This is a genomic window from Bifidobacterium sp. M0353 (genome assembly GCF_016100645.1).
Lineage (GTDB): Bacteria > Actinomycetota > Actinomycetes > Actinomycetales > Bifidobacteriaceae > Bombiscardovia > Bombiscardovia choladohabitans.
The window spans coordinates 1-324 of sequence record NZ_JACFSB010000072.1; the positions used below are offsets into that span (position 1 = coordinate 1).

The following is a 324-nucleotide window of genomic DNA, read 5'->3' on the forward strand; positions in this document are numbered from 1 at the left end:
TGGAGGATGTTGTGGGCATGAACATGTAACCTCTCCTTTATTAGACATATCCCCTATTAGTGATGCTTCTGATACTCGAGCTGTTTACCGCATCATGAAAATGGATTGCCCAATGGAAGAAGCGCTTATTCGAAAAAAACTTGGCAGCATTCAAGGGATTACTCATCTTGAGTTTAATTTAATGCAACGTATTCTCACTGTTGATCATGAGCTTTCATCTACTGAATCAATTATTGCTGCACTAAAATCAATCGATATGACACCAGAGCTAATACCTAATAATAAAGGTGTAATAACGGTGTTTTCAATTAATGGTATGGATTG

Annotated in this window: 1 protein-coding gene; it reads left to right on the top strand. The window is 37.0% G+C overall.

Going from position 1 to position 324, the window contains the following annotated elements; all coding sequences use genetic code 11:
• Positions 1-324: heavy-metal-associated domain-containing protein (locus H3V04_RS09040; RefSeq protein ID WP_198188273.1), on the top strand; the 324-nt coding region annotated here is incomplete at both ends.